Genomic DNA, 6,582 nt, shown 5'->3' on the forward strand with positions numbered 1-6,582 from the left:
GCAGGGCGCTCGCGCATATTGAATGTCTGTTGCCGACGCGTTGGCCCTGGCGCCGGTCGAACGGATTGTGACATCCGGTCGCAATTCACCTAGCGCGGCCCCAGGCTAACAGCTATAGCAAAATGGCATAGCTTGCTTTGTGTGGTGCGCGATGAATCTTCAGCAGATAGAAACCTTTGTCCATGTGGCCGAAACCGGCAGCTTCAGCAAGGCCGCGGTCTTGCTGGACACGGCCCAGCCCGCGCTGAGCCGCCAGGTGCGGGCGCTGGAGACCGAGCTGCGCGAGACGCTGCTGATCCGCACCGGCCGCGGCGTGACGCTGACCGATGCGGGGCGCCGCCTGCTCGAGCACGGCCACGCCATCATGCAGCGCGTGGCCCTGGCCAAGGAAGACCTGGGCAGCCAGCGCGACGAGCCCGTGGGCCGCATCACCGTGGGCCTGCCGCCCAGCCTGGCGCGGCGGCTGACGCTGCCGCTGATCGACGGCTTCAGCCGCGACATGCCCAAGGCGCGCCTGGCCGTGGTCGAGGGCTTTTCCGTGAACATCACCGAGTGGCTGACGTCGGGCCGCATGGACCTGGGCCTCGTCTACACGCCCGAGCCGCATCCGCACATCGAGGTGGCGCCTGTGCTGGAGGAGCGCCTGTGCCTGATCGGCCCGGCCAGCAAGCTGGGCGGGCACAGCAGCGTGCCGTTCTCGCACCTGGACGAGTTCCCGCTGATCATGCCCCAGCGCGGCCAGATCTTCCGCAAGCTCATGGAGGCCCAGGCCACGCTGTCGCAGGTCAAGCTCAATGTGGTCTGGGAAGTGTCCAGCGTGCCGGCCATCCTCGACCTGGTGCGCGGCGGCTATGGCTATGCCGCGCTGACCGACAGCGCCATGCGCGGCCACGACATGGATGCCTCGCTGGTCGGCGTGCCGATCAAGTCGCCGCATATCGTGAGCACGCTGTGCCTGGTGCAGTCGGCCAAGAAAAAGGCCACGCCGCTGATCCGCCGCACGGCCGAGCTGCTGCGCCGGCTGAGCCTGCAGGTGTGCGCGGTGGAGAGCGGCACGAATTGATCCCCCTGAGCCGCTGCGCGGCTTCCCCCGGAGGGGGACGACATCTTCGGCTGGGCGCTCCCGCGGCGGGGCGGCGCGGCCGGCCAGGCCCTTGCTCGATGTTCCTGGCGAGAGGGGCGATGCCGGTGGTGGCTTGCGATGCTATGAAAAAAGGTGCATCTCGCACCGGATAGCTCTTTTTTGTAGCGCGATATGTATTTGGAATTGAATGCGGCAAGGCGCAGACAGCTTCCGGATCGATAGCACTTCAGATCAGCGGGCGCAGGGTTCTGGCGCCTTCCTGCAGCAGCGGCAGGATGTCCTTGTGCAGGCTGGCCGCCGTCATGCGGCGCGAGGATGTCACCACGTTGAGCGCGGCCACGGTGTTGCCCTGCATGTCGCGCAGCGGCACGGCCAGGGCCTGGATGGCGAGCTCGTGCTCCTCCTGTGCCACGCAGTAGTCAAGCCTGCGCACCTCTGCGAGCACGGCCTTGAGCGCTGCCATATCCGTCACCGTATGGGCGGTGAGGCGCGGCAGATCATGGGTCTGCAGCCATTCGTCCAGGTCCGCGGGCGCCAGCGCCGCCAGCAGCACGCGGCCCGTGGAGGTGGCATGGGCCGGCAGCCGCGTGCCCAGGTGCAGGCCGTGGGCCATGAGGCGTTCGCCCTGCTCGTGCACGGCGCTGCGCGCCACGATGACGACTTCGCGCCCTTCGCGCACCACGCAGGAATACGAAAGCCCGGTCTGCGCGGCCAGCCGGTGCAGCACCGGCTGCACGATGCGCGGCAGCCGCGCGGAGGCCAGATAGGCGCCCGACAGCTGCAGCACCTTGGGCGCCAGCCAGTAGTGGCTGCCGTCGGTTTCCAGATAGCCGAGATGGGCCAGCGTGAGCAGGTGCCGGCGCGCCGCGGCGCGGGTGATGCCGGCGCGCTCGGCGGCCATGGTGGCGTTCAGGCGCTGGCGCTCGGTGTCGAAGCTCTCCAGCACGGCCAGGCCCTTGGCCAGGCCCGCAATGTAGTCGGCGGCGGCGATGGGGGGCAGGCTGGCGGAGGGCATGGAGGTTGCGGAAAAGCGGGCGGAAGGTGGTGGAGGCCGGGAGTGTGGCCGGGCATGGGTGCGCATTTTGTGCGATTGCCGGCTGCTTTGCGCGATTATCGCGCAATTGCATGCGATGGCTCTCCTGTTTGACGCAGCACAAAACTAGGCTTGGGCCATGGGTCGCATTCCAACGCAGATGCGGCACCTGTTGACGGAGAACAAGGAGATACAGACACCATGCGCACCAAAGTCGCCATTATCGGTGCAGGTCCCTCGGGCCTGCTGCTGGGCCAGCTGCTCTACAAGGCCGGCATAGACAACATCATCGTGGAGCAGCGCAGTGCCGATTACGTGCTCGGCCGCATCCGCGCCGGCGTGCTGGAGCAGGTGACCATGGACCTGCTGCGGCAGGCCGGCGCGGATGCCCGCATGAACGAGGAAGGCCTGCCGCACGACGGCATCGAGCTGCTGTTCAAGGGCAAGCGCCACCGCATCGACCTGCACGGCCTGACGGGTGGCAAGCGCGTCATGGTCTACGGCCAGACCGAGGTGACGCGCGACCTGATGCAAGTGCGCGCCGCCGAAGGCCTGACCACGGTGTACGAGGCGCAGAACGTGCAGCCTGTCGACTTCGAGAGCGAACACCCCAAGGTGCGTTACGAGAAAGACGGCCAGGTGCACGAGATCGCATGCGATTTCATTGCCGGCTGCGACGGCTTTCACGGCATCTGCCGCGCCAGCGCGCCCCAGGACAAGGTCAAGACCTTCGAGAAAGTCTACCCCTTCGGTTGGCTGGGCCTGCTGTCGGACACGCCGCCGGTCTCGCACGAACTGATCTATGCCAACACCGAGCGCGGCTTTGCGCTGTGCAGCCAGCGCAGTGCCACGCGCAGCCGCTACTACCTGCAGGTGCCGCTGACCGACAAGGTCGAGGACTGGAGCGACGAGGCCTTCTGGGAAGAGCTCAAGAAGCGCCTGGACCCCGAGGCCCGCGCCCACCTGGTGACCGGCCCCTCGCTGGAGAAAAGCATTGCGCCGCTGCGCAGCTTCGTGACCGAGCCCATGCGCTTCGGCCGCATGTTCCTGGCCGGCGACGCGGCCCACATCGTGCCGCCCACGGGCGCCAAGGGCCTGAATCTGGCCGCCTCCGACGTGGGCTATCTGTCGCGCGCGTTTGCCGAGTTCTACCAGGACAGGAGCAGCGAAGGCATAGACCGCTACTCCGAGCAATGCCTGCGCCGGGTCTGGAAGGCCGAGCGCTTCTCGTGGTGGATGACCTCCATGCTGCACAACTTCCCCGGCGAGGGCGAGTTCAACACCAGGGTGCAGGAGGCCGAACTGGACTATATCGTCCACTCCCGGGCCGGCGCCACTTCGCTGGCCGAAAACTACGTGGGCCTGCCGCTGGTCTGAGGCCGCAAGGCTTTCGCACGGGCCGCTTCGGGCGGCCCATGCCGCCTCGCTGCACGGCCATCGATGCAAATTGGTTGCTGCAGCCTTGCGCAAATATTGATGTCCGGTCAGGCCCCGGCGCAGCGCGCCGGGAGTAAGCTTGCCGGCCTTATGGCGCAAATCATGTTTCCACCTCCCTACATCGCTGCGGACCGGGCAGCCCAGTCCCTGCGCGACAGCGGCTATGCCGTGCTGGCGCCGCAGGACTTCGCGCACTGGATCGGCGCCGACCTGGACCAGCTGCATGCGCTGGATGCCGATTGGCAGAGCCTGCCGCCCGATGCCTTTCTCAAGGATGGCGGACGCTACCGGCGCCGGCGCCATTCCTGCTTCGTGGCCCAGGCCGGATCGCTGCAGCAGGTGCCCCATCGCGCCCATTGGCAGCCCGTGGAATACAACGCCCTGCACGGCGGCATGCAGCGCATGTTCGACCCCATGCCCGACGCCACGACGCAAAGCCCGGTCTGGGCCCGGCTGCTGGAGAAGCTGGCCGGTCTGGCCGACCAGGTGTTTTGCGCGGGCGGCGGCCACGAGCGCTGGTTTGTGGAGTCGCACCAGTTCCGTATCGACACCACGGATGGCATAGGCCGGCCCACGCCCGAAGGCGCGCACCGCGACGGCGTGGACCTGGTGGCGGTGATCCTGGTCGCCCGCCAGGGCGTGAAGGGCGGCGAGACCCGCGTCTTCGAAGCCACGGGCCCGAGCGGCATGCGCTTCACGCTGACCGAACCCTGGTCGGTGATGCTGCTGGACGATGCGCGCATGATCCACGAGACCACGCCCATCCAGCCGGCGCAGGCCGGCGGCGTGCGCGATACCCTGGTGCTGACCTACCGGCGCGGCAATTTCCAGGGCGCCGAGGTGGTGGACGCGGCCTGAAGCGGAGCTAGGCGCCGCCCCGTGCCGGATGCGGGCTTTCTTCGACGGCAAGGTTGATGTGCATCAAGATGCTGAGGCATGATGGGGTTCAGACTGAGCTTCATTGAACCGGCGGCGGATGGCGCAGATTTCTGTTCCCGGTGATGCCGCCACGCTATCGAAGGAGAAAACATGTCCATGTTCAAGCACATTCTGGTTCCGGTGGATGGCTCCAAGCCCTCGCTGCTGGCGGCCCGCAAGGCGGCCGAGCTGGCCAAGGTCTTTGGCAGCGCGGTGACGGCGGTCTATGTGATCGATCCCTATCCGTTCACCGGCGTGGGCGCCGATTTCGCCTACGGCCAATCCCAGTACCTGAGCGCGGCCACGGCCGAAGCCAATACCGCGCTGGATGCCGTCAAGGCCCTGATGGACGAGGCGGGCGTGGCCGTTTCCACCGTGGTCGGCGAAGGCCATGCGGTGCACGACGGCATTGTGCGCGTGATGGAAAGCAGCGGCGCCGACCTCATCGTCATGGGCTCCCAGGGCCGCCGTGGCCTGGAAAAGCTGATGCTGGGCAGCGTGACCCAGCGCGTGCTGGGCGCCGTGCGCATTCCCGTGCTCGTGGTCCGCGAATAAGCGTCCCCCATCAAATAAAAAAGACCTCCGCGGAGGTCTTTTTTATTGCACAGAGCACAGCCTTTAAAACGGGCTCGCTCCAACAAAGAGACACCGAGCAAGAGCCGCTCAGGAGGTTACTCAATCTTCGCGCCAGAGGCTTCCACGATCGCCTTGTTGGCCTTGAAATCGGCCTGGAAGAATTTGTCGAAGGCTTCCACGCTCATGGCCTGGGGCTCGGCGCCCTGGGTCTGGATGGCTTCCCGTACTTCAGGCATGGCCAGCAGCTTGTTCACTTCGGCATTGACCTTGTTGACGACGGGCGCCGGCGTGCCCCTGGGCATGAACAGGCCGTACCAGGTGCTGACGTTGAAGCCCTTGAGGCCGGATTCGGCCAGGGTCGGCACATCGGGCAGCGAGGTGGAGCGGGCCGCGGAGGTCACCGCGATGGCACGCAGCTTGCCGGACTTGATCTGGCCGATGGCCGAAGGCACGGAGGACACCAGAAGGTCCACGTTGCCCGCCAGCGCGTCCATCATGGCCGGGTTGGAGCCCTTGTAGGGCACGTGCGTGAGCTGGATGCCCGCAGCCTTTTCCAGCATCACGCCGGCCAGATGGATGCTGGTGCCGTTGCCCGGCGAGCCGTAGGTGATCTTGGCGGGCGCCTTCCTGGCGGCGGCCACCACGTCGGCCAGCGTCTTGTAGGGCGAGTTGGCGGCCGTGGCGATCACGATGGGGGTGTAGGCCACATGGGCCACGGGCGTCAGGTCCTTGGTGGGGTTCCAGGGCAGGTTCTTGTACAGATAGGGGCCGAGGACCACGTTGTCCTTCTGGCCCATGACCATGTCGTAGCCCGTGGGCGCCGCTTTCACGGCCTCGGTGATGCCGATGGTGCCGCCCGCGCCGGCGCGGTTGTCGGGCACCACGGTCCAGTGGCTGACTTCGGTGAGCTTGTTGGAGATCACACGCGAGAGGATGTCGGTGCCGCCGCCGGGCGGGAAGGGCACGATCAGGCGCACGGGCTTGTTGGGGTAGTCGGTGGCCGGGCCTTGCGCGGCCGCGGAAAAGCTCAGGCCCAGCGTGGCGGCCATGGCCGTGCAGGTGATCAGTTGGCGAAACATGAAAAAGAAACTCCAGGGACGATTCGGGGGCGCAGTCGCGGCAAGCCGGCTTTTGGCGCGGCGGCCCGTCACTGCAAAAAGCCTGTCGTGCGTTGCGCATGGCAGGCCTGGGGGTCACGGAAGGTGGGCTTTTCGATGATCGGGGAGGGTGGTTCCGCCATCAATGGGTATTTGTCTTTACCGGGGAGGCAGCATGCGGTACCGGCATGTCTGCACCATCCATCGCGCGCGGTGCGCAGCAGGGTGGCTGCTGCGTCAGCGAGCAGCAGACCGATCGGGTCTGGCTGCGGTTGCGGCCCACGGGCGCGATGGCTTGAAGCTGTTGTTGCTAGATGTGCATGCACAGCATGCGGACCATTCTGCCACGTCCCGGACCTTGCCATGGCTGCCGGCGCGATGGCAGCCGTTCCTATCGGGCAAAGCAGCCATGCGTGCGATCGGCGTACCGGGAAGGC

General features: G+C 66.7%; 6 protein-coding genes. 4 read left to right on the forward strand and 2 right to left on the reverse strand.

Annotated features, from left to right (window positions below):
* Positions 1–151 precede the first annotated feature (151 nt).
* On the forward strand, positions 152–1,063 hold the full coding sequence (locus Cte04_RS20250) for a LysR family transcriptional regulator (RefSeq protein WP_066483391.1): 912 nt from the start codon (positions 152–154) through the stop codon (positions 1,061–1,063).
* A gap of 247 nt (positions 1,064–1,310) precedes the next feature.
* On the opposite strand, the gene Cte04_RS20255 is transcribed toward Cte04_RS20250, so the two are convergent.
* Positions 1,311–2,099, reverse strand: coding sequence for an IclR family transcriptional regulator domain-containing protein (locus Cte04_RS20255; RefSeq protein WP_066483402.1), 789 nt, complete (start codon positions 2,097–2,099; stop codon positions 1,311–1,313).
* 219 nt (positions 2,100–2,318) lie between these two features.
* On the opposite strand from Cte04_RS20255, the gene pobA reads away from it, so the two are divergent.
* The 3 genes from pobA (at position 2,319) to Cte04_RS20270 (ending at position 5,027) form a co-directional block, all read left to right on the forward strand.
* The gene (gene pobA / locus Cte04_RS20260) at positions 2,319–3,494 is read left to right on the forward strand and encodes a 4-hydroxybenzoate 3-monooxygenase (RefSeq protein ID WP_066483407.1); all 1,176 of its coding nucleotides are present in this window, start codon (positions 2,319–2,321) and stop codon (positions 3,492–3,494) included.
* Between the two features lie 150 nt (positions 3,495–3,644).
* The gene (locus Cte04_RS20265; protein WP_066483415.1) at positions 3,645–4,412 is read left to right on the forward strand and encodes a 2OG-Fe dioxygenase family protein; all 768 of its coding nucleotides are present in this window, start codon (positions 3,645–3,647) and stop codon (positions 4,410–4,412) included.
* A gap of 177 nt (positions 4,413–4,589) precedes the next feature.
* The gene (locus Cte04_RS20270; RefSeq protein WP_066483437.1) at positions 4,590–5,027 is read left to right on the forward strand and encodes a universal stress protein; all 438 of its coding nucleotides are present in this window, start codon (positions 4,590–4,592) and stop codon (positions 5,025–5,027) included.
* Between the two features lie 116 nt (positions 5,028–5,143).
* Here the strand turns inward: Cte04_RS20270 and Cte04_RS20275 are convergent, their stop codons facing one another.
* Complete coding sequence (locus tag Cte04_RS20275; RefSeq protein ID WP_066483421.1) at positions 5,144–6,127, reverse strand: Bug family tripartite tricarboxylate transporter substrate binding protein; 984 nt, start codon at positions 6,125–6,127, stop codon at positions 5,144–5,146.
* Positions 6,128–6,582: the final 455 nt, after the last annotated feature.

Source organism: Comamonas terrae (assembly GCF_001544075.1).
Lineage (GTDB): Bacteria > Pseudomonadota > Gammaproteobacteria > Burkholderiales > Burkholderiaceae_C > Comamonas > Comamonas terrae.

Excerpts from the sequence above, each read along its gene's own strand:
- pobA (WP_066483407.1), top strand. The coding sequence starts at position 2,319 with ATGCGCACCAAAGTCGCCATTATCGGTGCAGGTCCCTCGGGCCTGCTG.
- Cte04_RS20270 (WP_066483437.1), top strand. The coding sequence starts at position 4,590 with ATGTTCAAGCACATTCTGGTTCCGGTGGATGGCTCCAAGCCCTCGCTG.
- Cte04_RS20255 (WP_066483402.1), bottom strand. The coding sequence starts at position 2,099 with ATGCCCTCCGCCAGCCTGCCCCCCATCGCCGCCGCCGACTACATTGCG.
- Cte04_RS20265 (WP_066483415.1), top strand. The coding sequence starts at position 3,645 with ATGGCGCAAATCATGTTTCCACCTCCCTACATCGCTGCGGACCGGGCA.
- Cte04_RS20275 (WP_066483421.1), bottom strand. The coding sequence starts at position 6,127 with ATGTTTCGCCAACTGATCACCTGCACGGCCATGGCCGCCACGCTGGGC.
- Cte04_RS20250 (WP_066483391.1), top strand. The coding sequence starts at position 152 with ATGAATCTTCAGCAGATAGAAACCTTTGTCCATGTGGCCGAAACCGGC.